Origin of the sequence: Microcoleus sp. FACHB-SPT15, assembly GCF_014849525.1 — a bacterium.
Taxonomy (GTDB): domain Bacteria; phylum Cyanobacteriota; class Cyanobacteriia; order Cyanobacteriales; family Coleofasciculaceae; genus Symplocastrum; species Symplocastrum torsivum.
Genome location: NZ_JACJNU010000028.1, coordinates 207,526 through 231,938, shown reverse-complemented (window position 1 = coordinate 231,938; position 24,413 = coordinate 207,526). Strand labels below are relative to the sequence as shown.

Genomic DNA, 24,413 nt, shown 5'->3' with positions numbered 1-24,413 from the left:
ACAAAAACACTCTAACAAGACGATGAAAAAACGGGTAACCCTAACTTTTCCCAAACGCACGGTTCAGATGCCAGTGACATACCGACTGGCAAAAGATTTTAATGTGGCAGCCAATATTATCCGTGCCCAAGTTGCTCCGAATCAAATCGGTACGCTAGTGGTGGAACTACTAGGGGATATTGATGAGTTAGATGCGGCGATTGAGTGGATGCGATCGCAAGACATCAATGTTTCTCTGGTTGGTCGTGAGATTCTAATCAATGAAGAGAGTTGTGTCGATTGTGGCTTATGTACTGGAGTCTGTCCCACAGAAGCGCTCACGCTCAATCCTAAAGACTTTAAACTGAACTTTACGCGATCGCGTTGTATCGTCTGTGAACAGTGTATTCCTACTTGTCCGGTTGAGGCGATTTCGACCAATCTTTAGCTGAATACAAGTGATTATTGCATTAAGCCAATTTTCCGCACTAGCAAAGTCCTTCGTTAAGCGAGTGCCCAACGTAACCTAAAGGGCATTTTAGAGGCTTTTGAAGAGCAGCTTCCCATACGGAGGTAGGGGAGGGTTCGAGCCAATACTGTAGGCGTTTTGAAGCGAATGGGGCGGTAAATACACGCCTGTTTTGACATCAATAGCAGCCATTGTGAAACCTGGGATTAACCCATCATCACCTAACTGACACTACGGCTTAACGATTGCTGTTGTTTAACAATGGTCGCACCACCCAAAAGCCAGCGCCAAAGGCTGTCAAGACAATTCCTAAGATGGCTACCACTAAAAACCAACCGTTGATATCAGAGAGTCCTTCGGAGTGGGATGTGCGACGAGGCCGAGGTTCTTCTTGTTCAATCACCACCGTCTCCTTGTAGGGACCGAAATCCGGTTCAGAGTTTTGGACAGAAGAAGGAAATTCAACATTGGGAACACTAGCAGTCGGTCGATGCGGTGACAAGGGTGGCATCGGACGAGGCACATCACCCTGATTCGCCTGTCCAAATGTTGAGACAATCTGCTGAAGGTGTTGGGCTGACTGAACAACTTTTTCAACTTCTTGTCGCAGTTGTTGATTTTGTTTGACTAGGTGCTGGTTTTGTGATGTGAGAGAATCCAGCTTTGCCTGTGCTGTTTGTAACTCAGCCGCTAGTTCCCGATAAACAGAAATTGGAACTGACGGACAATAGGCGTTTGATGGTGTTGGCGGCACGTAGCGATCGGTTGACGGGTTTTGCATAAAGGGCTTAATCAGGGAAATAGAGGTTATGAGTACAGCAAAACGTTTGTAAGGCAAGGATAGTTGAAGTTTGACTTCAAATGCAGCAATTTTTTAGTGAAATTTGCTTGCCTATTCAACCTTACTCGCACCGACATTCAAATTTAGGGTATCGGCAGGTAATAGTGGAAAAAAGTGTCCAACAGGACCTGTCCCCTGACCGATGTCAAGAGCGTACTTTAATGCGGTTGTTACATAATCCTTCGCCAACCGCACGGCAGATAACGGGTCTTTGCCAAGTGCTAAATTTGCTGCGATCGCACTACTCAAGGTACAACCCGTTCCATGAGTATTCGATGTCTCTACTGACTCCGTAGAAAGAGTTAATAGAGTTTGACCATCAAACCAGACATCCACACCACGTAGATTGCCCGTCATTGCTCCTCCTTTTACCAAAACGGCTTTTGCCCCCAATTGATAAATGCGTTGAGCCGAAGATTGCATATCATCTAGGGTATGAAGTTCCAAACCACTTAGAATTTGGGCTTCGTAACGGTTAGGCGTCACAATTGTCGCCAATGGTATTAAAGCATCCCGTAATGACTCAACAGCCTCGTCATCAATAAGTTGGGCACCAGTACGGGATACCATCACTGGGTCTACCACTAAGTTATCAAGCCCTTGCGCCTTTACTTCTAAGGCAACAGCCTCAATAATTTCTTGGTTGAGTAACATCCCAGTTTTTGTGGCTTGGACACCAATATCACCAACTACCGCTGCAATTTGGGCAACTACCGATGCTACGGGTAAAGCATCAACCCGTGTTACACCTTGAGTATTTTGGGCTGTCACACAGGTTAGGGCGCTTGTGCCATGAATACAGTGAATTGCGAATGTCTTTAAATCTGCCTGAATCCCTGCGCCGCCACCACTATCTGAACCCGCAATCGTTAAAGCAACAGGGACGCGGGAGCGAGTCGTATACCAAGTTATGTCCCGTTGTTGTAGATGGGTTGAAGTCACTGGAGTATTGGAGGAGTTTTCCTGCTGCACTGTTCCAAGTGCTTCTCCTGTCTTTTGAGGAGTAAGTGATATCTCTGATTGCAACTTGGTATCCGCTATCATCTTAAGAAAAAATAAAGATTTTAAATTAGTGTTGAAGCAAATGAGGAACAAGGAAACGAGTGATGTTCTCTATTTGCTCTGGTATCAGCCTACGGCATTGTCAGGTTACGATCGCATTTTGCTCGGCTAGTGTAGGCAGTTTTGAGTGCTTTGTGCTTTGCAGAATAGCTAGATCTAAGAGCGCTCAGTCTATTGGCTCTAGCGAGTATTAATGCCGCAGATTCTTAACAATACTCTGATGTTGAATTGGTAATCATAGAACTACAAAAATTGCTTTTCCTCAACACTGATTATTATCGCGATCGCCTCTTCCCATAGAGGAAATATCTAGACTATCAGCTGCGTTAGTATTTGCCTCTGGCGAACAGAATTTGGTGGCAGGAGTAATCTTCAAACCTACTACCCAGACAAATCCCCGATCTAGAAGAATGTCTTGAACAAGCAAAACGCCTCAAGACGCTTTCACTCCAAGCTTTCCTTCTCTTGACTCCCTCTACGGCTTAGGGAAACGACGCCGTTGCAGGAATTCCGGAATATCCAATCCAGGTCTACTGCCGGGGTCCATCTTTTGCGGTGAAGGTGGATTTGGGATTGGTGTAATCGGTCGCCGTTGCTGATAAGGAATTTCTCTTGCCACTGGTACAGTCGGACTTTCTCCACTAAATCCAGTGGCAATCACAGTGATTCTGATCTCACCCTGAAGTTTCTCATCAATCACAGCACCAAAAATAATGTTGGCGTTGGGATCAACAACCTCATAAACAGTTTCTGCCGCTGCATTGACTTCGTGGAGCGTGAGATCGCTGCCACCTGTGATATTAAAAACAACACCTCTTGCTCCTTCAATTGAGGACTCAAGTAGAGGAGAGGAAATTGCTGCCATCGCGGCTTCTCTTGCTCGTGACTTCCCAGAACCAACACCGATCCCCATTAACGCTGAACCCGCATCTGCCATTACGGCACGGACATCGGCAAAATCAACGTTAACTAGACCCGGAATCGTAATAATATCGGAGATTCCTTGCACCCCTTGGCGTAAGATATCATCGGCAACCCGAAAAGCTTCCTGAACGGGTGTCTGTTCTGAAATTACCGACAGCAATTTGTTGTTAGGAATCACGATCAGAGTATCCACCCGGCTTTGCAAAGCGGCAATGCCTTCCTCGGCTTGAGAAGTCCGGCGACGTCCCTCAAAGGTAAACGGGCGGGTGACAACACCAACCGTTAGGGAACCCATTTCCTTTGCCACTTCAGCAACAATTGGGGCAGCACCTGTACCTGTACCGCCTCCCATGCCAGCCGTAATGAAAACGAGGTCAGTATTTTCTAGAGCATGAGCAATTTCATCGCGGGATTCTTCGGCGGCTTTCTGACCAATCGCTGGATTACCACCTGCACCAAGCCCTCGTGTCAATTTCTGCCCCATTTGTAACCGCTTGGGAGCAGACGCTTGAGCCAGTGCCTGAGCATCTGTATTGATCGACCAGAACTCTACCCCAGCCACCTCACTCTCAATCATGCGGTTGACTGCATTGCCCCCACCGCCGCCAACACCAATAACTTTAATTTTGGCAACACTACCTGGCACGATATTGTCACTCCTCATTTCTTCCCTGGGGATTCCCTTGGAATCATGCTTGTGGCCGAACTGTAGTCCGGAATTGCTGAAGGGATGGCTATTGTCCACTTCAATTGAAAGATCAGCGGCGGATGTGATAAGAGAGCTTTGATGGTCAAGCCCTAGTTTACTATTAAGCGTCATTGCAATAGGTTAGGGTCGATATACAACTTTATCAGTTATAGGTAGCAATCTGAGTCAACTATAGGGTAAGTCGATTGAAAAACCAACGAATGCTTGTTGAACTGCCGAATGGGGTTCCAGAGGCTAGTTGTCAAACATCGCTGGTAAGAATTTAACAATAGACTTGAATGCACCTTTATAACACTCTTTTTTTAATCTTAATCAGCGTCCGATTGAACAGAGACATTTTCTTTTGTCATTTGAATTGCAGGAAAGTCTGGATTTTTGAGGTTAATGTAGGCAATTTTGCTAGGGCTTACACGAGTTGGTAATTCTCGCATCCGATCCAAAATACCCAGTTGCTCACTAAATCTGGAACTGTAAGGACCAAAGTGAACGTTTCCCAATTCGGTTTTCAGGATTAAATTAGCTGGATCTTGCCAATCTATCTCGAAAACTTTGACGGGTGAGTGGCTTACGGCTTGGTAAACTTCTGACCAATAGGGACGATACTGATCGCTAGAGCCAATAACCTTCAGCGTAGGCAACTCTATGTTGGATGAGTTTGACCGATAGCTACTTTCGGGCATCAAGACACCCTGTTCATCCAGTAATCCTCCTGGCTGATTGGAGTGGGAACTTTTGGCGTTTTTTGACGCGGCGGCTTGGGCAATCGCCACTGGCTTACGCTCTTTCACTTGAATTGTTAGTCCAGGTGGTACCAGTTGCCGACTGACTGTGGCTTCCGCAATGGGGGCTTGAGACTCCAATGAGTTGGCGATCGCTTGGGGTTGGACTTTTAGTAAAGACTGGGGATACGACAAGGGCAATAGCGAACGAATCGTTTGGGCGGAAAGAAAATGATTGCCCTCGATCACAATTTGTTCCGGTTGACGAATCACCCATTCGGGTAAAGTAATCGCCCAAACCAAACTGGTTGCCATGCCGCCAACAAACAGCGATCGCCAAAGTGCTTGAAATGATTTAACCCGGCGCTCACGTCGTAGCTTTTTGCGTCGGGTGGTTAATTGGGTTTGAGAGACTGATGCGATGTTTGCCATCTACTACCGCTCAATCAAGAAAGAACATAAGTGAATGTAATGTGTTTGTTGAACTGCTTAACGAAGGAAGAGTAACGGGCTGCTGGGTAGAACCCCTTTAGCCGTACTCCCGTATCCACTTAGCTCACGATACTTTTTCATTGAACCACTCCTTTTCCCGACGCTATAAGTATGCCAATTATTGCCGCTATCGGCTCTAATTCACTAGAGCTTTTCTGAACCTTCAGAAATTTCCCAAATGCCTGTGGTTAACTGTTCGCGGTTGTTTATTGACAGGAAACCCGTCAAGGTTCAACGACAAAAGTCTTCCGCAAGGGGGTGTCTTTTCCCGACTCCCTACTCCTTAGCCTAGAGGGGCTTGGTCAATCCGACCTGGGTGAGGGCTGTCTTTCCCTTGCGTTAGGGAGGGTAGAGACACTATAAAGTCTTACATCCAAATGCGACAGGTGATCAGGAAAGACACCTGTAAAGTAGTAAGAATGGACTTGCATCTACTAACATTTTTCAAAGCGTGTAACCCTGCAAAGACTTTAATTGTAGGGAATCCTGATGATCGTCAGTACTATATCGATTTTTCCTCCGTGCGGGGCGGTAGGATTATCGAAGCCCTAGGACGAACCATCACTCGTCTTTCTCCAGATGAGCCGACCTGTCAGCTATTTACTGGACACATTGGTTGTGGAAAGTCTACCGAGCTGTTTCGACTCAAAGCTCAGTTGGAGCAGCAGCAATTTCATGTCGTTTATTTTGAGTCTTCTCAAGACTTGGACATGGCGGATGTTGATATTAGCGATATTTTGCTCAGCATCGCCAAGTCAGTGAGCGAAAGCTTGGAAGCGATTGGTATCCACCTTCGACCCCAGTATTTTGCAAGATTATTCAACGACATCAAAGACTTTTTCCAAACCCCGATTGATTTGTCTGCTGAAGCCGAACTCTCGCTCGGTATTGGCAAAATTACAGCTAAAACCAAAGACAGCCCTCAACTGCGCGAACAACTCAGGCAGCACCTAGAACCCCGAACTCAAGGTATTTTGAGTGCGATCAATGAAGAAATTCTAGGGCGAGGGATTGAGGAACTCAAGGGACGCGGCAAGAAAGGCTTGGTGGTGATTATTGATAATCTTGACCGAGTTGATAATCGCCCGATGCCCTCTGGGCGATCGCAACCAGAGTACCTCTTCATCGACCGTGGTTCTCAGTTGCGGCGCTTGAACTGCCACGTTGTTTACACCTTACCCTTGGATTTGATGTTCTCCAATGAATACGAAACCCTAAAAAATCGCTTAGGGGGTGGGGTGGCACCGAAAGTTTTGCCGATGGTGCCAATACAGCTCCGAGATGGTCGAGACTCTCCCAAAGGAATAACTCTGTTGCAACAACTGGTACTGGCACGAGCCTTTCCCGATGTTGACGCTCAGGCGCGGCTGAGTTTGATTCCCAAGGTTTTTGACAGTCTGGCAACCCTTAACCGTCTATGTCGTATTAGCGGGGGTCATGTCCGCAACTTGTTGGGGCTGCTCTATAGCTGCCTACAACAGGAAGATCCTCCCCTATCACGCCGATGTCTGGAGAGTGTCATCAAAAGCAACCGTGATGACCTCACACTGGGCGTGGACGATGAAGAATGGGAGTTGCTGTCCCAAGTGGTGCATCAGCAGGTTGTCAAAGGTGAAAGGGAGTACCAAGTTCTGCTACGCAGTGGGTTTGTCTATGAATACCGGGATGATTTGGGTCGCTGGTTTGGGATCAACCCGGCTTTGGTAGAAACAGAACGGTTTCGTTCTTTGAGTGCAGTAACTAATAAAAGTTCCGTTTCGTAGAAGTCCAGCACTCAACTGTCGTGCCAACAGCAAGGATTCAGTCGGGTAGGTAGTGTCTACCTACCCCTGTCAAAGTGGCAGGTTTTAGGTGGCGCTTGTGTAGGGTGAGCGACGAGTCTTGGAGTTAGAATTTTCCCGAAGTCCCAAGGTTTCCAAGTCTTGCTCTAGATTTTCCCTTAAAACCTACCACCTACACGCCTTAAACAAGACACAGGGCTAGCCGTGTCTACCCTACTGCAAGTTGTAGCAAAACCAACGATTTATCAGCGTTGCCCTCTTGCCAGCCACCTTTAGGCAGTGACGAGTATCACTGGTTAGTGAATATTTTGTCACATTCATCTTCTTGTATGATCACTAGATTTCTTAATTTTTAGTCACTGACACTGTCCGGCAAATCACTGATAGTGTAATTATTGTGATTTTTAACTTGTAGGCAAACTCAAATCTCCGCAAAATCACGGATGCCAAATGGTTACATTTGGCTGTTACATTTCATCTAGGCTCGTGTTACTCATCAAAGGAATACGATTTCTGGTGTTTTTGGGGATTTTTTGAGTAGTCTAGCCAAGAAACTGAGGACGTTAGGTAAAAATCGTCAGTGAACAATTACTACACTTAGGAGGTAAGTGTATTCAGAAGCTGTTTGATCAAAAAGCTAAATGACTAATGGGTGCTAAAAGCTCAAAATACCCAACTCAAAGCTGAGCCAGTGTAGAAAAAGTCAATTTTGAGCAATCGCTAAGTGCCCACATTTTTGCTGGAAACGTCCAATATCTGCTCAACAAAAGTTTTCGATTTTACTCTGACCAGAGAAATACACCTAGACGAATTGGCAATTGTGTACCAGTACCAGTCAAAGCATTTGTTGAATGAGGGAGCAAGCTCGACCAGAAGAGATAGTCGCATCAAATGAGCGATCGCTAGGAACCCTATCTCGTGCGATTAGTCTCTCACAGGGGCATTTTGCTCTGATTTTGGTGCGCTGTAACTACCAAGTCTGCTCAACGCAGATGTGGCAGAGACTACAAGAACTGACAACTGCACCGATGCGTGAGTTAGTTCTACCAAAGTCGATCAAAACCCTGTTGATTAATATCCTCGCCGTCCTTAACGATGAACAGCCATCCGCCTTAGTCCTATTCGACCTAGAGTCGGTAACAGAGATTGATCACGTACTGGTTTCGACAAACCAAGAGCGGGATGAGTTTCGTAAACATCTGACATTTCCCTTGGTGCTATGGATAACCGATGAGGTACTGCAAAAGCTCACACGGTTTGCCCCGGATTTTAAGAGTTGGGCTGCTACCTCGATCAAGTTTGAACTCCCGACAAACCAGTTGTTTGCGTTGTGGCATCAAGCCGCCGATGATCTCTTTGCCGCGATTTTAGGCAGCGATTTCGGGGAGTTTCTACCCAACAATGCTCTTGATTTGGCACCAAGCTGCCGCCGACGCCAGGAACTGGAGTCAGCACTGCGGGATTTGTACGTCCGTGATATCAGCCTAGAACCAGAATTACGCGCTACCTGGCAATTTATTTTGGGACGAGAGGCTTTTGACCATGATCAAATTGCTCTGGCATTAGAACAGTATCAGCAGAGTCTAGGCTTTTGGCAGCAAGAACTGAAAAGAGGAAAGAATTTCTCGACTGAACAAATCGATTGTCGGCAAACTCAGCCCAATTCAAAATCCAACATTCAAAACCAAAAAATACTAGAGCGTATCGGAGTACTACTCCATCACATCAGCTTGTGTTATTGCCGCCAAGCCGAGTTGCAACCAGCCGAAAGTTGTAGAAACTGGGAGCAGGCTAGGGAGTCGATTCAGTCAGCAATAGACGTGTTTGCCGTAGCTGGGCGGTTAGATATAGTCGCTCAGTTAACCATTCAACTGGGTGAGGTGTTCCGATATCTACAAAACTGGACAGATCTACAAGCTCTGGCGCTACAGGCTCTAGCGCAGCCTCAAATTCAAAACAATCCTGTGCGACTGGCTCAATCGTATGGTTTTTTGGCACTTGTGGCGTTAGTCGAGTCAATGTGGGAGGATGCACAAGCCTTAGCCACTAGTGCTATTGATATTCTTGACCCCTCTCAATCGTCAGAACCTCAGCAACTCTCGGTTGACGCACAAGCCTGGGCTTCCGTTGTTTTAACAGGGCAAAGCTTAGAGAAGCGATTGCTTCCGGTACCGTCTAAAGGGCGATCGCAAAGTAGTAGTGAAGTGGTGTTGCAAGGTGTCGATCACTATCGAGCCTTTTTTCTGTTGATTGTGGCAAAAGCGCAGCGGCAGTTGGGTGAGCCAATTGCGGCTGTTACGTCCCTGGAACAAGCGATTAAGTCACCACCCCACTCTCAACAGCGACAACTACAGCTCTACATTGATATCTTGCAGGAATTGCGATCGCTTTATCTTGAGCAACAGCAATATCTACGAGCGTTTGAACTCAAGCAAGAGCAGCGCTTGATTGAACAACAATATGGTCTTTGTCCCTTCCTCGGTGCTACCTCCTTGCAGCCGGGACGGCAAGGGAGAAGACTCTCCCCCCCAGAAATCGCAGCAGCAGGGCGGCAGATCGATGTCAATCGCCTAATTGAACGTCTCAGTCGTAATGACCACAAGCTAACGATCATTCACGGTTCCTCCGGCGTTGGTAAAAGCTCGCTGCTCAATGCAGGTTTGGTACCTGCTCTAGAAGCACGAATCATCGGTACTAGAGCAACCATGCCAGTTGTGCAAAAAGTGTATAGAGATTGGGTAGGGGAGTTAGGACGACTACTTACGCAAAAATTAAACAGTTGGCAAGTTAGCCGAGTAGAAAGTTCAAACGAATCCTCCCAAGCCTCAAGCCTTCCCTATCCCTTTGGCAAAGCCAACGTTTACGACGTACCAACCTTTACCCCTTCAGACATTCCCACGATTCTTGAGCAGTTGCAGCTATCTTATGAACGCAACTTATTAACCGTTCTAATTTTTGACCAGTTTGAAGAATTTTTCTTTGCGTGTACTGATTTAGCCCAGCGGCGTCAGTTTTATGATTTTTTGGCGCAATGTCTGAATCTTCCGTTTGTGAAAGTCATTTTGTCGCTACGAGAAGATTATCTGCATTATTTGTTGGAGTGTGAACAGTACTGTAATCTCAACGCCATCAACAACAACATTCTGGAGCGACAGCTTCGTTATCCCTTGGGAGATATTTCCCCGGAAGATACGAAAAACGTGATTCGCACACTGGCAACAGTGTCTCAATTTAAGTTAGAAGACTCACTGATTGAAGCACTGGTTCAAGATTTAGCAGAACGTTCCGGAGGAGTTCGTCTGATTGAATTGCAAGTCGTGGGCGCTCAGTTACAAGCGGAAAAAATTACAACCACTGCCCAATACTATGCTCTTGGGGCTGACCCAAAAGCCGTTTTGGTAGAGCGATCGCTTTTAAACGTCATCAGCGATTGTGGCTCAGAAAACGAAGATATTGTGTGGCAAGTCTTATTTGCTTTGACTAATGAACGAGGGATTCGACCGTTGAAAACGCTACCTGAGTTAGTTAATAGTCAGTGGTCAACAGTCAGTAACGTTTCAGCCCAATGGAAAACAGACACACTCGACTTGATTTTAAAGATTTTAGTCGGTTCTGGCTTGGTGTTCCGCATCCCGGAAGCGCTACAAGACCGTTATCAATTGGTTCACGATTATCTCGTTGAACCGATTCGGTATAACTATTACCAGCGTAATCAATCTCGCTTTTTGGCACAACTAAGAAGTAATGAGATTGAACTGTTGCGAGTTCGTAAGCAGCGACAGCGAGCGATCGCGATTGGTGCGACAATGACAGTCCTTGCTGTTAGTGCCGGGGGATTGGGATGGCGTGCTGAGGTACAAAGAAGACTAGCAGGAACGCTTTTAATTAATGCTCAGCTAAATGCACTTGTTGCCTCATCAGAAGCCCTATTTTTAGCAAATAAGCCGTTTGATGCACTGATTGAGGCTTTAAGAGCCGCCAGACGACTCAAGACACTAGAAACCGAAAATCTCTCGTCTCCACAAGTAGAACCCGATACCCAACTACAGGTAGTGACAGCGCTTTCTCAAGCGGTTTATTCGACGGCTGAGCGTAATCGGTTGGAAGGGCATAGTGATGTTATCTCACACATTAGCTTTTCCCCAAATGGACAGTTGATTGCCTCGGCTAGTGACGACCAAACCGTGAAACTATGGAACCCGAATGGGAGCTTGGTTACTACCCTAAGGGGTCATCAAGGTAGCGTCACTCATGTAGCGTTTAGCCCTGACAGTAAGCTAATTGCTTCGGCTAGCTGGGATGGCACGGTAAAGCTTTGGCGGCGCAATGGCAAAGTCGTAAAAACGCTTCGAGGTCATCTTGGTAATGTGTACAGCGTTAGCTTCAGTCCCGATGGAGAACAGATTGCTTCTGTCGGGATTGATCGCACAATTCGACTTTGGACTGTTGGCGGCAAGTTAATTAGAACCTTTCAGGGACACACAGATGCCGTGCAGTCAGTCAGCTTTAGCCCTGATGGTGAAATTATTGCGTCTGGCAGCGCTGACCGGACAATCCGATTGTGGACACTAAAGGGGACGTTGCTGCAAACGTTGAAAGGACACGAGGGCAAAGTTAACGGTGTGGTGTTTAGTCCTGACGGTCAGAGAATTGCCTCCGCCAGTGATGATAAAACGGTTAAGATCTGGAGCCGTAGTGGGAAGCTACTCAAAACATTTTCCAAGCATCAGAAATGGGTGTTGGGAGTAGCGTTTAGTGCCGATGGTCAACTCCTGGCTTCAGCGAGTGCTGACAATACCTTGAATCTCTGGAGTCAGGATGGCACTTTACTCAAAACGTTTTTGGGACATAGTGATAGCGTCACGGCGGTTAGCTTCAATCCCACTGTCCTGAGTCGGCAAGAGGGACAGGGAGGTAGGCTTTTCACCACCTCACCGCCTCAACCTCTACTGGCTTCAGCTAGCTTAGACAAAACGATCAAGCTTTGGGGTCGTCGCCACCCCTCTCGCTTAATTTTACGAGGACATCAAGATGATGTTGAAGAGGTGACGTTTTCACCGAATAGTGAGTTAATTGCCACGGCCAGCAAGGACAAAACCGTGAAAATCTGGACTCGCACGGGTAAGTTGCTCAACACGTTGAAGGGACATACAGATAGCGTCGATAGCGTCGCTTTTAGCCCGGATGGTCAACTCATTGTCTCGGCAAGTCGGGATAAAACGGTCAAGCTGTGGAACCGTCGTGGAGGATTAATTAAAACGTTAACTGGGCACACTGACTGGGTGTTGGATGTCAGCTTTAGTCCTGATGGAGAGCAGCTTGTCTCTACTAGCCGGGATGGAACCGTGAAACTGTGGAATCGTGATGGAACGTTGATTAAGACGTTAGAGAGCCATCGTGGTGCCGAAGAGGAAGCAACTGCCCTAAGACTCAACAGTTCTCGCAAACCGTTTCTACGTTGGTCTAGATATGGTGCAAAGCTGGTAGTTTCCAAGCCGATTAACTCGGTGAGTTTTAGTGCTGATGGTCAGAGAATTGCCTCCGCTAGTGATGACAACAGCGTGAAGTTGTGGCTCGCTGATGGCACATTGCTAAAAACTCTGCATGGTCATAGTAGCTGGGTTTTAGACGTTAATTTTTCACCGGATTCGCAAAGGCTCGCCTCAGCAAGTTATGACAACACGGTAAAACTTTGGAGCCGTGATGGAAAGCTACTTAAAACCCTGAAAGGGCATACGGATAGCGTGGCGAAAGTTCGCTTTAGTCCTAGAGGTCAAATTTTAGCAACCACGAGTTGGGACAATGAAATACAGCTCTGGCGGCTGGATAACACGTTAATCAAAACTTTAGAAGGGCATAAGGAGCGTGTGACTAGCATTAGCTGGAGCAACGATGGAAAATTTCTTGCCTCAGCGAGTCAGGATGATACAGTGATTGTGTGGAATTTGGAGCTAGACGATCTGTTAGACAAAAGCTGTAGTTGGTTACGGGACTATCTCGAAAACAACCCAAATCTGAGGGAAAGCGATCGCTATCTTTGTGAGCCACCTCTAGACCCCAAACCCACGGAAAATGACAAGAACTAAAAACAGCTATAGCACCAAAGCTGTCAGCGATCAGCGATCAGCTCTTTTGTTTTCCTGACTAGACCCCTTGAAGAGCAATAGCGATTTAACTGAGAACTGCTATAAACCCAACGCGCTAGTCGCTGAACACAACACACTTTCCGGACTGTAAAAAGTTTAGCTGGAAAGAGATCTAGGCTTAGCGCTTCCTGGCATTGCCTGTGTTAGAGTGAGCGTAACTCCTTTGCAGTTCTCCTCCAGCTCAGAAAGGATTATGGTAATTACAAAACGTGGCCTCGTTCTTGGTGCGACAGCACTAGTACTAACAACTGTTGCGGTTACGGGCGCTGGCCTTCATTTATCTCAAAGTCAAGCTTTCCTTAGCGAAAGTCCTAAGGAGCTAGTTGATGAAGTTTGGCAAATTATTGACCGTCAGTATGTAGATGCCACTTTCAACCAGGTAGATTGGCGGGCAACTCGTGAAGAGTATCTCAATCGCTCTTACGCCAACAAGGAAGAAGCCTATACGGCAGTCCGGGAAATGCTTAAGACGCTGGAGGACCCCTATACCCGGTTCATGGACCCAGAAGAGTTCAAGAATATGCAGGTGGAAACCTCTGGGGAACTAACGGGTGTGGGCATTCAGATTGCTCAAGATGAAGAAACGAAAAAGCTGATGGTGATTTCTCCTATGGAAGATACACCAGCGTTTGCGGCTGGTATCTTGGCTAAGGATATCATCACCAAGATTGATGGCAAAAGCACAGAAGGCATGGATGTCAACGATGCTGTTAAGTTAATCCGAGGGAAAGAAGGAACCTCAGTAACATTAACGATTCAGCGAGGTAACCAGGAAATTGACTATCCGCTGACACGCGCACGGATTGAAATTCATCCGGTACGCTACAACGTTCAGAATACTCCTAGTGGCGACGTTGGCTACATCCGCTTGACGCAATTTAGCGCGAATGCAGCAGAGGAAATGCGAGATGCAATTAAAGATTTAGAAGCCAAGAATGTGACTGGCTACATTTTGGACTTGCGCCTCAATCCAGGTGGCTTACTTTATTCCAGCATTGAAATTGCACGGATGTTCATCAACGATGGCTCGATTGTCTCGACGGTGAACCGCCAAGGAGTAGATGACCGTCAGGAAGCCAACAATCGTGCCTTGACCGATAAACCAATGGTTGTATTGGTAGATGGTGGTTCAGCTAGTGCTAGTGAGATTCTTTCTGGGGCGTTACAAGACAATAAACGAGCGACATTAGTAGGAACCCAGACGTTTGGTAAAGGATTGGTGCAATCTGTACGTGGACTGGGAGATGGTTCAGGGATTGCCGTAACAATTGCTAAATACCTCACACCGAGTGGTCGTGATATCAATAAGTTGGGAATTTCCCCAGATGTCGTATTAGAACTGACGGAAGCCCAGCGTAAGGAATTGCAGCAGAACCGCGACAAGGTTGGTACCCCGGAAGACCCTCAATTCGCGAAAGCGTTTGATGTCCTCAAGCAAGAAATCGCGAAGCGGCAAGATACGCGGGCTGCCTCTCCAACTCAGTAAGAGTTTGGGTAGCGAGTAGGGGTTAAAGATGAAACCCTTAATCTTAGACGGGTTGACACTTTCCAGAGCGAATTAATCCGACTCGACGTGCGATCGCATCTTGTTGAGAATTGAAAGGGCCCCAACGTTCCGTCACGTCTGGGGCTTCTTTGTCTGTCGTTTCTTCGCTGGGTACAATCTCACATTGACCCTCAGGACGCTTGACAATGTACCAGGTTTGAGAATCGCTCATTATAAAAATTTGGCTAATTTCAAGTTGTTGACAGTTGACTGCTGACGGTTCATTGTTAACAGTCAATAGGCAATACATTTTTTACTTTTGCGAAAAGTCTAGTCTAGTACCCAAGGGTGCAAAAGTTGTCGGGGAAGTTCATGAAAATTTTTGTCCCAGGTCGTCTTTGTCTATTTGGTGAACACAGCGATTGGGCGGGGGGATATCGCTGTGTCAATCCTGAATTAGAAAAAGGCTTTGCACTGATTACTAGTACGAATCAGGGACTTTATGCTGAGGTGAAGCCTCATCCCTCCCAGTTGATTCTTCGTGCCTCACTGAGTGACGGAACCTATCAAGACTCCACGCTACCGATGGACAGGGAAGCTTTACTTGCACAAGCAGAAACGGGCGGTTTTTTTAGTTATGCCGCAGGGGTAGCTTATCAAGTGCTGATTCACTATGCCGTAGGTGGGATTGAAATTGATAATTACCGAACTGACTTACCTGTAAAGAAGGGGTTGGCATCCAGTGCGGCGCTTTGTGTTCTCGTTGCCCGTGCTTTTAATCGCTTGTATGACCTCAAGATGACCATCCGGGACGAAATGGAGTTGGCTTACCTAGGGGAAATTACTACGCCTTCCCGTTGTGGTCGGATGGATCAGGCTTGTGCTTATGGTAATCGACCCATTCTAATGAGTTTTGATGGTGAAGGCATTGATGTTACTGAACTCAGTGTGCCAAAGAATCTATTTTTTGTAATTGTCGATCTTGGTGCTGGGAAAGATACGCAGGAAATCCTGAATCAACTCAATGAGTGTTATCCTTTTGCCGTCAACGAAGTACAACAAAATGTCCAATACTATCTCGGTTCAGTCAGTTCTCAACTGACTCAGGAAGCAGCTAAAGCCCTGCAACGGGGAGATGCTGAACAAATTGGTGTTTTGATGAAACAGGCACAGGCTGAATTTGACAAGTATTTAATTCCTGCTTGCCCATCGCAATTAAGTGCGCCTATTCTGCACGAACTTCTCAATTACGAACCGATTCAACCGTATATCCTGGGTGGTAAAGGCGTTGGTTCACAGGGCGATGGTACAGCGCAATTTATCGTAAAAGATGAAGATAATCAACAAAAAGTTATTGAAATTATTGAGCGAGATTTTCCTCAGATGCAAGGTTTAAAACTAACTGTCAACGCAGAAAAAAAAGTTCGTAAAGCGGTAATTCCAGCCGCAGGTTTCGGCACTCGCCTGTTTCCAGCAACTAAAGGGGTTAAAAAAGAGTTATTCCCAATTATTGACCGTGATGGTCGTGCCAAGCCTGTGATTATGGTAATTGTTGAAGAAGCGATGAGCGCAGGAATTGAAGAAATTGGGATTGTTGCCCAAAAAGGCGATCGCATTCTATTTGAGGACTTTTTTAAGACTCCACCAAGTGAAGAACTCTTCAAAAAGCTATCCCCAGAAAATCAGGAATACAGCCAATATTTACAAGACTTGGGAAATCGAATTACAATCTTAACGCAGGAGGAGCAGGAAGGCTACGGTCATGCTGTGTACTGTGCCAAAGAATGGGTGAAGGATGAGCCATTTCTGCTGATGCTTGGCGATCACCTTTATGCGTCTGATACTGAAACCTCTTGTGCGCGTCAAGTGCTAGATGTTTATGAACAAGTAGGTCAAAGTGTTGTTGGCTTGAGTGTGATGCCAGAGGCAATACTTCATAAAGTTGGTTGCGTTACAGGGTTTTGGCAAGAGTCAGACTCAATTCTTTCTGTGACACAAATTTATGAAAAGCCGGATATTGAATATGCGCGATCGCATCTTCATGTGGAAGGAATGGCAGATGATTTATTCCTGGGTCTATTCGGTATCTATGCACTAAAGCCTAAGATTTTTGACTTTCTAGAAGAACACATTAGTCAAAACTTCCGCGAGAGAGGTGAATTTCAGCTAACATCTTGTCTTGATCGATTGCGACAGGAGGAAGGCATCACAGGATACCTTGTCAAAGGTCAGTATTTTGACATGGGAATGCCAGAGTTTTATCGGCAGACAATGATTGATTTTCGGAATGCAGGGAAGTAGTTAATTGGTTGTTAGTTGTTGGTTGTTGGTTGTTGGAAATTGGGGAGCTACTCTTTGAAATTGCTCTTATTGCAACTGACGGAGAGAATTACCACATTGAGGTGTTGTTAGATAAGCCTCACTTTAGGCTTTAGGCTTTCTATGTTATGTTTTTGCTGCCTCTAGTTTCACGCTTGTTGAAGCAACATCTTATCAAACTCCTGACCATTAGGTACATTTTCTCCAGAAAGTAATCGTTTGATAATAAGATTGATACTTCTTCGGATAAGAACTAGCAATTTCTTAACGATTTCATCTGTTGTCAATTTCAAAGTTCCCATACTTTTACTCTTACCACCGTGAACAAGCGCACTACGCCTACTGTATGCGTCGTTTATCAATTTGCTAATACGACTTCGTTCCTCGTAGTCATTCTCGACAAAAACAGCACAGCGCAATCTGATTTTGTAACCGATCGCGCCTTGCGAATCTCCGAAAATAGCTTCCATTGCGATTAATAGATCAAGAAGCTGGTCATCAGGTCTGTTTCGTTCCGCTGCGAAGTTTACCCGATCTACTGCTGTTTGTAGCGGCACAGGGATTCTTCCAAATTTTATAGCTGTCAAGATTTCTTTTAAAGCTGGAATATCAGATTCAAAGAGGGTGTAAGTTTGAGAAATAGGATAGTGTTTATTGATTGAGCCTATAGAACCACCGATTGCTCTTAATTGACCTGGACGTTCTGAGCGCATATAAGTATTTTGAATCTCTACACACCCTTCCTTAAGCAGTCGTAATGCTGTTATTATCTCGTTAAAGTTTTTAGCGGCAGTGTTTATATCTGGTTCTTGCATCTGGTAAACAGGAATCATAAATCGCTGCTCAAGTACACAAGGATTTATAGGTAATGCATCATCTTGAAGCAAGGCTCCTTGAAGATCTATAAGTCTACAGATTTCATCGTCAGTCAATTTTCTGAGTTGAATGTCTTTTGAAAGAGTTTGACATTCAAAATCACATTCAAGACCGCGCACTACACTATAACAAACACTCTCCAAAATCTCTTCATTTAAGGAACGCAGTAAGTTTCTAGCAATTTGATGTGCCCATTTTTCTTCATACTTTAGCTGATTAAGCTGCCCTATATATTCCCTAAAAATTGATTCAACAACATAGTTAGTCTCAAGCCAGTAACTTACCCCACCATTGAATCGTTCAGTATGCTCTTGTTTGATTTTTTGATATCGAATATCTATGTCTATAATTCTTGAAAACTCATCCCAAGAAGATAAATGTTTACGAACTTGCTCGTACCTAAGAATGCTTAAAAAATCAGGTTTGTCAGAGTGCCCTAGCTGATAACCGTTATCTATTCTTTGAAGTACGACCATACTCCACTGATGTAAGTTAGATGGTAAAATACCTTTGAGCTGCTCAATAGATTTGCTTAAAAAATTACAAATAATATTCTCATCTAACATTTAGTATTAACTCTTTAGTAGTTGTTCAAAATTAGCTTTCGTAATGTGGCGGACGTAATGTTGGGAACACTTTGAAGAGTGTGATTATCAAGGGTCATAGTTCCCCTGATAGGTGCTAAATATCCAATAACCCGGTAGCCCTATCGCCCTACTAACGAAACCATGTATTGTGCCTGCATAGGTTTCTTCAGCCTCACTGTCACCGATGCGGATATGAAGTGAGCCGAACCAAGCATAACAGCCTGGAATCAGAGTATCCATATAGTTGAACTTCAACTTTAATCGTTGACATCTGCCACTCCTCACCAACTACTTTATCGATATTTTATCAACTCTGTTATCACCTTAGCTAGGTCGATCGCATTCCGGTATTTTGGCTTTTATTGGGATGCACTCGTAATAAAGTGAACTGATGTGCCTAACTAGTTACGTCTTTGCCGATACCAACGAGCAAGCTTTGCTGGGGGAACCCCTAGGAAATAACAAATGATGATTAATTGATTGATTAGCGTTGTTCTCACTACCCCAAGTTTCTGCCAGCGTCGTCCAGAGGTGAGTACAGGTGCAGGTGCGATCGCAATTTTTCCATAGCGCTTCAAACGTCGCATCAATTCAAAATCTTCCATGATTGGTAGGTTAGGAAAACCACCAATTTTTTTAAAAATAGAGGCTTGTAAAAAGATTGCCTGGTCACCATAAGGCAGGGAGAGAAAATGAGATCGCAAATTTACCATCTTTTCAATCAGACGTATTCCCCATAATTCAGCATCAATTCTCAATTCAAATGCACCAGCAATTGTTCCCGTATCTAGCAGCACTTGGCGAACGAAGGTATCAAACGCAGGTGGTAAATGGGTGTCAGCATGAAGAAACAGTAGAATACTACCTGTTGCAACGGCTGCCCCTGCATTCATTTGACTGGCACGCCCACCTGTCGCCGCGACTACTTTAACACCAACGGATTGTGCAAGTGCAACGGTTTCATCTTGACTTCCTCCATCGACAACAATTACTTCCAGATTCGAGGCACCTAAAATTCTTGCCAACACCGCATTAATTGTGTTTGCTTCGTTCAAAACTGGAATAATTATCGAAATTTTTTCTGCTTCCATTTAGGGAAGAGGTATAGGCATAAAAAACTGATGAATGATGACTAAAGAGTCAAAAACTTCGTCCTACCAAATCTTCTGGACGGTCAATATCATTAAGGAGGGGAAGAAAAGCGATCGCTAAATCAAGATTCTGGGCAATCTCTACCGTTTGTTGCCGCACTTGAGACGTTCCCCAACTCACTCCGACAAACAGTTCTGGAAGTAATCGACGCAGTCCTATCAAATAATACCCCCCATCGGCGGCGGGTCCCAGTACTAAGTCATGCTGTTTCAGTGCTTCAAACGCTTGTGTCAGTATCTCAGTATTCAAATCAGGGCAATCGGTGCCAATAATCACAACGCCTTGTACACCCGCTTCTAACTCGGTTTGAAAGGCAACTGCTATTCGGGTTCCCAAGTCGCCATCACTCTGTCGTCGGTAAACAACGCTAGTACCTAACCAGTTTTCCATTAGCGGTTGACTACCATCAGAGAAGTAGACAGCGAGGGAAATCTGACGTTCACACTGAAGTGCCTTTGCCTTAGCTATCGTTTGTTCCGTCATCTGGCGTTGAAGATTTGCCGCGCCTTCTGCACCCAGCACAGGTATTAGTCGTGTTTTTGTCTTTCCTGGTTCTGGATAACGGGTAAAAATAACTAGGCATTCACTCACAGTTCTTCCTTTTCTTTGTCATCGCCTACTGAACTCCAGTCTAAGGATATCTGTGATTTTGTCGGTTTTAACTGAAAATCTTGCACCCAACCAATTTCCTGGCAAGAACTTTAAACTGTACACTGTCACATCCCGTTATGCGATCGCAAATCTAAAATTGAGTAGTTGATTGACCACTTGATTAGCATAATTTTGGTATTAGGAAGGAGTATACCCCTTACCTTCTACCTTTTAGCTGATTTAATTAACTCTCCGTAACAATATTTGAAACTTTTTTAGGAAAGACTGGACACTAAATTATGCAGAGGTTGTAATAGAAAAGTCTGTTTTGACTGGAAACTTAGCTTACAAAAACCAGTCAAATCCTCTAATCGCTAATAGGTACTTTCCATGAAATACGGAATCGATATCGGTCATAATTGCCCTCCCGACATTGGAGCAAAAGGCATCAGGCAGGAAGATGATCTAACAATGGAGGTAGGCAATAAAGTGGTTTTAAAGTTAAAATCACTTGGACATCAAGTGATAGGATGCAGACCTAGCAGTGCTAGTAGCGTCGGTAATTCACTCCAACAAAGATGTAGCATCGCCAATGCTAATAATGTGGATGTTTTTGTCTCCCTCCATTTTAATTCTTTCAACAAACAAGCTAACGGAACCGAAGTTTTTGCAACTAGTGATACAGGAAGAAGCATCGCCAAGCGAATCCTAGACAACATCGTTAAACTGGGATTCTTCAACAGAGGGGTCAAAGATGGCTCACATTTGTATGTTGTTAAAAATACAAATGCGCCAGCTATCCTGGTAGAATCCTGCTTCTGCGATGCTAAAGTCGATATGGATCGCTACAATGCAGAAAATATTGCCAATGCGATCGTAAAAGGATTGACAGGTCAAAGTCCACTGCCTCCTGATACTGATGATAGAACCAGTACACTGGAACTTCAGCAAGCTTTAAACCGATTAAAAATTAGAGATGATAACGGCAAGCCTTTAGTAGAAGATGGCATAATTGGTAATCAAACGAAAGCTGCCACCATCAACTTTCAGCAAATCGTTGATATCACTGAAACAGGAATTGCTGGAGCAACTACCTGGCTAGCGATTAATCAAATACTCGCTAAACCTGTTCTCCGAGCAAATCACGCAGCAGGAACAGTTGTAAAATATGTCCAATACCGTGTAGGCGCTCAGACAGATGGCATATATGGCTCAGGCACAGCGGCTGCTGTCGAAAAGTACCAAAAACAACAAGGTATCTCTGTTGATGGCAATGTTGGACCACAAACTTGGGGAAAACTAATTGGTTAGAAATAATCATCACCACACAAAAATGCTGATTTAGCTTCCTTCAGATGAACTAAAAAGTAGGCATCACTCTAACCAAATCTCTAGGCGTACAGCCAGGTCATTCAACCTGGCTTTTACTACTAAGTTCAAGATAGTTTCATTTAACTCTAATTAAGACTATGGCATTTAATCTCAGTGTCCTTAAATTACCCACAATTAAAAATGGCTCTACTGGCTCTATTGTTAAGGCTTGGCAGAGCTTTTTAAAAGAAGCCGAGTATCCAATTGGTACAGTTGATGGTGACTTTGGTGACATAACTGAAACAGCAACCCGCAGCTATCAGCAAAGAAATGGCTTGGCAGTTAATGGAATTGTCAATAATACAACTTATACCAAAGCCTTAGTCGATGGCTTTATCTACAAAGTTCCAAATCTCACGGCAAAGTTATTATTAACTTACCTGAACTTCGGTGTTGCAGAAGCCAAAGATTTACAGAAGAGCTTAAATACAATAATATCTCCCGATTTAGTAGTAGATGGAGACTTTGGACCCAGAAGTACTGAGGGATTAGCGCAAGCTTACAAGCAAAGAGATATACGGTTACGGGGTGACTTTGAAAACAAGCTTTCCGCGACAACTAAGCAAAAACTGGGGCAAGATTTTAGCCTAGGCATGGATATTCTGAACGGGTATGCCAAAATAATTAGATTTCGCTTGAGTGGTCCTCATTGGATTGAGTACTTTCCCACTAGCAGGTCTATTTCTGATTTAGCCTCACCTTTTCGTGAAAGAGTGCAATCTTTTCAGAAAGCATTAGTCGATGCAGGCGCACAGACCATTATTGCGGCAACCTATCGACCGAGAGAACGTGCTTACTTGATGCACTATGCTGCCAAAATTGACCGAGGACAGATTGCGGCTAAAGATGTGCCAGCGATGGCGGGAGTTGATATTGAATGGGTACACTACACCAATGCTGGGTCAGTGCAAGCGGCTGAACAGATGGTTGAGGCTTATGGTGTTGGTGGAAATCCTGTAGCATTGGAATCTCGTCACACACAAAAACTCGCGATTGACTGGAATATTACCTGGGAAGGGACGCTCAAAATTAAGAAGCCGGATGGAGCTATTGTTAGTGTGGGCAGTCCTCCAAATGGAACCAACAATACAGCGCTTCATGCCGTGGGTAGTTCCTATGGCGTTATTAAACTATTAAACGACCCTCCTCACTGGTCAAGTGATGGTCGTTAGCGTAGTCTCCTGGCTGGGAAGCTAAGTTCAATGGTGTACTTAGGTCAATGGATAATGCGATCGCGGTCGTTATCTATTGACCTAAAATCTGAGTAAACATGGCGTAATCCCGTAATATCGCCACGCAGCATTCAACTTCAGCACCCAATGAGCCTACCAACATCAAGCCGACTACAGTTCACTCCAAACTTGAACATCTGCCGCATCCTAAACGGAATGTGGCAAGTCTCTGGTGCCCATGGACGCATTGACCCAAAACGCGCCATCCAAAGTATGTTTGATTATTTGGATGCTGGCTTCACAACCTGGGACTTGGCAGACCATTATGGCCCAGCAGAAGACTTTATTGGAGAGTTTAGGCGGCAACTGGTCGCCACCCGTGGAAAAGAAGCCTTGTCTAACCTCCAAGCCTTTACCAAATGGGTACCCAGACCAACCCAAATGACCAAGGCGTTGGTCGAGAAAAACATTGACATCTCGCTTCAGAGGATGGGTGTTGAAAGCCTCGACCTGCTGCAATTCCACTGGTGGGACTATCGGGATAACAACTACTTAGATGCCCTCAAGTACATGGCCGAACTCCAGGATGAAGGCAAGATTAAACACCTGGCATTAACGAACTTTGATACCGAACATCTGAAAATCATCACTGAAGCAGGTATCAAAATTGTCTCCAATCAGGTGCAGTTTTCCCTGATTGACCGTCGTCCTGAAGTTAATATGGTGCCATTTTGTACCGAACATGACATAAAGCTTTTCACCTACGGAACCCTCTGCGGCGGCTTATTGTCAGAAAAGTATTTGGGACAACCAGAACCACGAGGCGGAGAACTTTCTACCGCTAGCTTGAGGAAATACAAGAACATGATTGATGCCTGGGGCGGTTGGAGTTTGTTTCAAGAACTGCTTTCTGTCTTGAAGCCAATCGCTGCCAAACACAACGTAACCATTCCTAACATTGCCGCACGCTACATTCTAGATAAGCCAACTGTAGCGGGTGTAATTGTCGGTACTCGCCTCAGTGTGTCAGCGCATGTCGAGGACAACGCCAGGGTATTTGATGTGGCGCTAGACCAGTCTGATTACGACCAGCTTGATGCTGTACTGGGAAGGTCACGAGATTTATATCAGCTAATTGGTGACTGTGGTGATGAATATCGGCGTTGAAACTTAGAAATGGTTAACTCAAGCCACTCAAGCGTTATTAGTGGTTGGTTATTTGAGAATTCTGGAAAAAATAAAACCCCGCTGCTGATGGAGAGGTAGCGGGGAAAGTAGGATATGTCTTTCTAAGAAATACTGCTCTTGTTCATCAAGCAGCTTCACCCAATTGGGTGAGTATACTCATACCATCTCAAGGTTTATCGCTACACATGAGTTATTGCAGGCACCGGGAATAGAGAAAAAGAATGTATTGAAAGCGAGAGTCACCAAAGCCTTGACCTGTACTATAGCAGTTAGCACTCAACTATCAGCCATCAGCTTTTTTGTTTTCCTGACTAGTCGCGCTTGTTTCACAGCCTTTAGCCTTACCTCATTTAACTGAGAACTGCTATATCCACCAAGAGTGAAATGGTATGTCTTAGGAGGGCTTTGGCGCTCGAAAGCCTTTCAACACTTTCTCTACCTGTTGTTGAACCTCCGTCTTCGAGGTAGTGCTGAGTTGCAGAAGCTGTTGTTTAGCTGCCTTTTCTGGTATGGCGATAAAGCTTTGAATTAATTCCATTTTCTTGCCCT

18 protein-coding genes are annotated in these 24,413 nt (G+C 45.1%); 8 read left to right on the top strand and 10 right to left on the bottom strand.

The features are described from left to right. Positions 1–22 precede the first annotated feature (22 nt). Positions 23–427: an NIL domain-containing protein gene (locus H6F98_RS09160; RefSeq protein ID WP_192218354.1), complete on the top strand. Its 405-nt coding sequence runs from the start codon at positions 23–25 to the stop codon at positions 425–427. Between the two features lie 259 nt (positions 428–686). Here H6F98_RS09160 and H6F98_RS09155 read toward each other — a convergent pair whose 3' ends face one another. The 4 genes from H6F98_RS09155 to H6F98_RS09140 form a co-directional block, all read right to left on the bottom strand. Then, a complete protein-coding gene (locus H6F98_RS09155) occupies positions 687–1,229 on the bottom strand; it encodes a bZIP transcription factor (RefSeq protein ID WP_192218353.1) in 543 nt (180 codons plus the stop codon). Positions 1,230–1,340: 111 nt separating this feature from the next. Next, the gene (gene thiD / locus H6F98_RS09150) at positions 1,341–2,333 is read right to left on the bottom strand and encodes a bifunctional hydroxymethylpyrimidine kinase/phosphomethylpyrimidine kinase (RefSeq protein ID WP_192218352.1); all 993 of its coding nucleotides are present in this window, start codon (positions 2,331–2,333) and stop codon (positions 1,341–1,343) included. A 493-nt stretch (positions 2,334–2,826) separates the two neighbouring features. Then, positions 2,827–4,095, bottom strand: coding sequence for a cell division protein FtsZ (gene ftsZ, locus H6F98_RS09145; protein WP_192218351.1), 1,269 nt, complete (start codon positions 4,093–4,095; stop codon positions 2,827–2,829). Positions 4,096–4,292: 197 nt separating this feature from the next. Then, complete coding sequence (locus tag H6F98_RS09140; RefSeq protein WP_192218350.1) at positions 4,293–5,135, bottom strand: cell division protein FtsQ/DivIB; 843 nt, start codon at positions 5,133–5,135, stop codon at positions 4,293–4,295. Positions 5,136–5,614: 479 nt separating this feature from the next. Here H6F98_RS09140 and H6F98_RS09135 point away from each other — a divergent pair, with 479 nt between their 5' ends. The 3 genes from H6F98_RS09135 (at position 5,615) to ctpC (ending at position 14,608) form a co-directional block, all read left to right on the top strand. Beyond that, positions 5,615–6,958 (top strand): P-loop NTPase fold protein, encoded by a 1,344-nt coding sequence (locus H6F98_RS09135; RefSeq protein WP_192218349.1) that lies wholly within the window; start codon positions 5,615–5,617, stop codon positions 6,956–6,958. 869 nt (positions 6,959–7,827) lie between these two features. Further along, positions 7,828–13,062, top strand: coding sequence for a WD40 repeat domain-containing protein (locus H6F98_RS09130; protein ID WP_192218348.1), 5,235 nt, complete (start codon positions 7,828–7,830; stop codon positions 13,060–13,062). A gap of 253 nt (positions 13,063–13,315) precedes the next feature. Further along, positions 13,316–14,608, top strand: coding sequence for a carboxyl-terminal processing protease CtpC (gene ctpC / locus H6F98_RS09125; RefSeq protein WP_192218347.1), 1,293 nt, complete (start codon positions 13,316–13,318; stop codon positions 14,606–14,608). 43 nt (positions 14,609–14,651) lie between these two features. On the opposite strand, the gene H6F98_RS09120 is transcribed toward ctpC, so the two are convergent. Further along, a complete protein-coding gene (locus tag H6F98_RS09120) occupies positions 14,652–14,840 on the bottom strand; it encodes a DDE transposase family protein (RefSeq protein ID WP_192218346.1) in 189 nt (62 codons plus the stop codon). Positions 14,841–14,980: 140 nt separating this feature from the next. On the opposite strand from H6F98_RS09120, the gene H6F98_RS34585 reads away from it, so the two are divergent. Further along, positions 14,981–16,909, top strand: coding sequence for a sugar phosphate nucleotidyltransferase (locus tag H6F98_RS34585; RefSeq protein WP_192218345.1), 1,929 nt, complete (start codon positions 14,981–14,983; stop codon positions 16,907–16,909). Between the two features lie 167 nt (positions 16,910–17,076). On the opposite strand, the gene H6F98_RS09110 is transcribed toward H6F98_RS34585, so the two are convergent. From H6F98_RS09110 to H6F98_RS09095, 4 genes are all read right to left on the bottom strand, one after another. Next, entirely contained in the window at positions 17,077–18,369 is a 1,293-nt protein-coding gene (locus tag H6F98_RS09110) for a HEPN domain-containing protein (protein WP_192218344.1), read from the bottom strand. Between the two features lie 87 nt (positions 18,370–18,456). Then, positions 18,457–18,630, bottom strand: coding sequence for a hypothetical protein (locus tag H6F98_RS09105; protein ID WP_192218343.1), 174 nt, complete (start codon positions 18,628–18,630; stop codon positions 18,457–18,459). Between the two features lie 161 nt (positions 18,631–18,791). After that, the gene (locus H6F98_RS09100; RefSeq protein WP_192218342.1) at positions 18,792–19,481 is read right to left on the bottom strand and encodes a TIGR04283 family arsenosugar biosynthesis glycosyltransferase; all 690 of its coding nucleotides are present in this window, start codon (positions 19,479–19,481) and stop codon (positions 18,792–18,794) included. Between the two features lie 49 nt (positions 19,482–19,530). Then, positions 19,531–20,133: a TIGR04282 family arsenosugar biosynthesis glycosyltransferase gene (locus tag H6F98_RS09095; protein ID WP_192218341.1), complete on the bottom strand. Its 603-nt coding sequence runs from the start codon at positions 20,131–20,133 to the stop codon at positions 19,531–19,533. Between the two features lie 390 nt (positions 20,134–20,523). Here H6F98_RS09095 and H6F98_RS09090 point away from each other — a divergent pair, with 390 nt between their 5' ends. From H6F98_RS09090 to H6F98_RS09080, 3 genes are all read left to right on the top strand, one after another. After that, entirely contained in the window at positions 20,524–21,444 is a 921-nt protein-coding gene (locus H6F98_RS09090) for an N-acetylmuramoyl-L-alanine amidase (RefSeq protein WP_192218340.1), read from the top strand. A gap of 158 nt (positions 21,445–21,602) precedes the next feature. Then, complete coding sequence (locus H6F98_RS09085; protein WP_192218339.1) at positions 21,603–22,676, top strand: peptidoglycan-binding protein; 1,074 nt, start codon at positions 21,603–21,605, stop codon at positions 22,674–22,676. A gap of 147 nt (positions 22,677–22,823) precedes the next feature. After that, complete coding sequence (locus H6F98_RS09080; protein ID WP_192218338.1) at positions 22,824–23,843, top strand: aldo/keto reductase; 1,020 nt, start codon at positions 22,824–22,826, stop codon at positions 23,841–23,843. 415 nt (positions 23,844–24,258) lie between these two features. On the opposite strand, the gene H6F98_RS09075 is transcribed toward H6F98_RS09080, so the two are convergent. Beyond that, positions 24,259–24,402, bottom strand: a complete 144-nt coding sequence (locus tag H6F98_RS09075; protein ID WP_192218337.1) for a hypothetical protein — start codon at positions 24,400–24,402, stop codon at positions 24,259–24,261. Positions 24,403–24,413: the final 11 nt, after the last annotated feature.

Coding starts and splice junctions, on each gene's coding strand:
- H6F98_RS09160 (WP_192218354.1), top strand. CDS start 23: ATGAAAAAACGGGTAACCCTAACTTTTCCCAAACGCACGGTTCAGATG.
- H6F98_RS09155 (WP_192218353.1), bottom strand. CDS start 1,229: ATGCAAAACCCGTCAACCGATCGCTACGTGCCGCCAACACCATCAAAC.
- thiD (WP_192218352.1), bottom strand. CDS start 2,333: ATGATAGCGGATACCAAGTTGCAATCAGAGATATCACTTACTCCTCAA.
- ftsZ (WP_192218351.1), bottom strand. CDS start 4,095: ATGACGCTTAATAGTAAACTAGGGCTTGACCATCAAAGCTCTCTTATC.
- H6F98_RS09140 (WP_192218350.1), bottom strand. CDS start 5,135: ATGGCAAACATCGCATCAGTCTCTCAAACCCAATTAACCACCCGACGC.
- H6F98_RS09135 (WP_192218349.1), top strand. CDS start 5,615: ATGGACTTGCATCTACTAACATTTTTCAAAGCGTGTAACCCTGCAAAG.
- H6F98_RS09130 (WP_192218348.1), top strand. CDS start 7,828: ATGAGGGAGCAAGCTCGACCAGAAGAGATAGTCGCATCAAATGAGCGA.
- ctpC (WP_192218347.1), top strand. CDS start 13,316: ATGGTAATTACAAAACGTGGCCTCGTTCTTGGTGCGACAGCACTAGTA.
- H6F98_RS09120 (WP_192218346.1), bottom strand. CDS start 14,840: ATGAGCGATTCTCAAACCTGGTACATTGTCAAGCGTCCTGAGGGTCAA.
- H6F98_RS34585 (WP_192218345.1), top strand. CDS start 14,981: ATGAAAATTTTTGTCCCAGGTCGTCTTTGTCTATTTGGTGAACACAGC.
- H6F98_RS09110 (WP_192218344.1), bottom strand. CDS start 18,369: ATGTTAGATGAGAATATTATTTGTAATTTTTTAAGCAAATCTATTGAG.
- H6F98_RS09105 (WP_192218343.1), bottom strand. CDS start 18,630: ATGGATACTCTGATTCCAGGCTGTTATGCTTGGTTCGGCTCACTTCAT.
- H6F98_RS09100 (WP_192218342.1), bottom strand. CDS start 19,481: ATGGAAGCAGAAAAAATTTCGATAATTATTCCAGTTTTGAACGAAGCA.
- H6F98_RS09090 (WP_192218340.1), top strand. CDS start 20,524: ATGAAATACGGAATCGATATCGGTCATAATTGCCCTCCCGACATTGGA.
- H6F98_RS09085 (WP_192218339.1), top strand. CDS start 21,603: ATGGCATTTAATCTCAGTGTCCTTAAATTACCCACAATTAAAAATGGC.
- H6F98_RS09080 (WP_192218338.1), top strand. CDS start 22,824: ATGAGCCTACCAACATCAAGCCGACTACAGTTCACTCCAAACTTGAAC.
- H6F98_RS09075 (WP_192218337.1), bottom strand. CDS start 24,402: ATGGAATTAATTCAAAGCTTTATCGCCATACCAGAAAAGGCAGCTAAA.